The organism is Pseudomonas persica (assembly GCF_900291015.1).
In the GTDB taxonomy this organism is placed as follows: domain Bacteria; phylum Pseudomonadota; class Gammaproteobacteria; order Pseudomonadales; family Pseudomonadaceae; genus Aquipseudomonas.
On record NZ_OLKL01000056.1, the window covers coordinates 1 to 260 of the forward strand.

1 protein-coding gene is annotated in these 260 nt (G+C 67.7%); it reads right to left on the bottom strand.

Going from position 1 to position 260, the window contains the following annotated elements:
- The coding region (locus FQ664_RS25670) for an AMP-binding protein (RefSeq protein WP_144175804.1) at window positions 1-260 on the bottom strand (260 nt) is incomplete at both ends.

Here is a 260-nt window from a genome sequence, read left to right on the forward strand (position 1 = left end):
GGCTTGACGCCCAGTGCCAGCAGGTGATGCGCCAGCTGGTTCGAACGCTGATCGAGCTGGGCATAGCTCAACTGCTCGCCGCCCGCACGCAGCGCCGGGCGCTCGCCGGCATTGGCCAGCGCCCGGCGGAACAGGCTGAGAAAGTCCGTGCAAGGGAAGGTCGCGGCCTCACCGTGCAAAACCGCATCGGCATCACCGACACAGTCCAGCAGCCGGCTGGCTGGTGCCGCGACCATGTCCTGCAACAACGTGTGCAGGGC